Below are 1,894 nucleotides of genomic sequence, written 5' to 3'. Positions count from 1 at the left end.
GAATCGAGTAGGAGGAGGCCTCGCAGCCTCCGTCCTCTCACACCACCGTACAAGCGTGGGTCGCATACGGCGGTTCCGAATATACTTTCAGTGACTCGTACCCATCTCTTAGTGAGTACAGCCCCAACCCCTCGAACCATTTTATTGGCATGGCGTGATTAACCTGTGGCGTTGAAGCTAGATGCCACCAACCCTTATCTGACATCGCTAGCTTCCACGCATTACGCTCCGTTACACCTTGTCGCTGTAACCATATCGCTATGCTGTGTCTGCGTTTGCGCTGCTTTAGTCGGTAGCACCTTAATCTACGCCGTATCCATTCGTCTAAGCGCTGCATTGCACTTTTACTAACAGTAAGCTTGAAGTAGTGTTGCCATCCTCTTAGATATTGAGTTAACTCCGTGATTATCACCTGTAACTCTCGTCCTCGATTTCGCTTCGTTATCTGACGTACTCGCTTCTTCATTTGAGCTTGTGCCGTCTTCGATATCCCGATTCTTCCGTCTATCTGGAAGCGGTGGCTTAGGTAAGTTCGCTTTGTCACTCTCGTTGCTGCACTTTTCTTACGGTTTACCGTCAGCTTTAGTTTCTGCTCCAAGAACTCCGTTATCGACTCTCTGACTCGATGAGCGGCTTCCTCACTACGCACGTAGATTTGACAGTCATCTGCATATCGACAGAACTTATGCCCTCTACGCTCTAGCTCTTTATCCAGTTCATCTAATACAATATTTGATAGTAGCGGAGATAATGGCCCACCCTGGGGGGTGCCTCGTTGTCTCTGCTCAACTAGTCCATGTCGCATTATGCCTACCTGTAGGTATGACCTAATTAGCTTTAACACGCGTTTATCAGCAATATCTTGTGACAGCCTGTGCATTAGCCTATCGTGATTCACTGTATCGAAGTATTTTGCTAGGTCGATATCTACTACATAACCTCGACCCTCTCGGATGTAGCGACTGGCGGCCGACAATGCATGGTGCGCACTGCGGTTGGGTCTAAACCCGTAACTACTGTCGGAGAACTTCGGCTCATAGATACATGACAGCACTGATGTGATTGCCTGTTGGACTACCCTATCAAGGACTGTTGGGATACCTAATTGCCTTACGCCACCACTAGCTTTGGGGATTTCTACACCAAGAACAGGTTGAGGTTGATAGCTTCCATCCAGAAGACTCTGGCGAAGCTCTTGCCCGTTTGATGCCTGTCGAAGTCTTGAGATAGTGGCGTTGATGTCGAGCTTGTCGACTCCTGCACACCCTTTGTTCTTCTTCACGCGTCTAAGAGCTTGATTCAAATTGGTTGAGGAGCAGATTTGCTCCATCAACGAAGTTGAGGTCACCAAGACTCGCCCTCCTGTCTACGCCGACCATGCTTGTCATTCTTCGTATCCATGAGCTTTACTTGCGGTATTGCCCTTTGGGACGTAGAGATGAGTTTCATCTTGCTATGACTCCACATGATTGAGTGTCTAGTGACTGCTTCTTGATATATTCAGTTCAGGCCTTCCTTTGAGTTGTACATTCTCAAAGTACTATGCCTTCTGCTGACTTCTTATTGCTCATCACACAACATCACTGCTGTATTAGTCTCTATTGAGACAAACCATAAGATCTCCCGAGGTAAGACGTTGTTCTTTCCCTTGGCTGTGCCTGATTTACCACTACACACTTCCCGTCGAGGCATTGGGCTATTCTATCTATGGCTAGGTTGCCCAAGTTGTAATGGCCTACTATCAGATTTCTGTTCGTCACAACCAAGTTTTGCCATTTGCTTCCTTCAGATTTCACCTCACGGTGAACACCCTTGCATAGGCTAACGGTTCTCGCTCGACTGAGCCCGTAGAGGACTTTCACCTCCTAGATCAACGCCATGCTCGGCGCACCAT

At 47.9% G+C, this 1,894-nt stretch carries 1 protein-coding gene; it reads right to left on the bottom strand.

What is annotated here, in order from left to right:
- Positions 1 to 37 precede the first annotated feature (37 nt).
- Positions 38 to 1,330 carry a group II intron reverse transcriptase/maturase gene (gene ltrA, locus AB4585_RS22050; protein WP_170963353.1) on the bottom strand — a complete coding sequence of 431 codons (1,293 nt, stop codon included), beginning with the start codon at positions 1,328 to 1,330 and terminating at the stop codon, positions 38 to 40.
- Positions 1,331 to 1,894: the final 564 nt, after the last annotated feature.

The organism is Vibrio sp. 10N.222.49.C9, assembly GCF_041474985.1.
Taxonomy (GTDB): domain Bacteria; phylum Pseudomonadota; class Gammaproteobacteria; order Enterobacterales; family Vibrionaceae; genus Vibrio; species Vibrio crassostreae_C.
The sequence above is the reverse complement of the archived record's forward strand: the minus strand, read 5'-3'. Positions and strand labels throughout refer to the sequence as shown.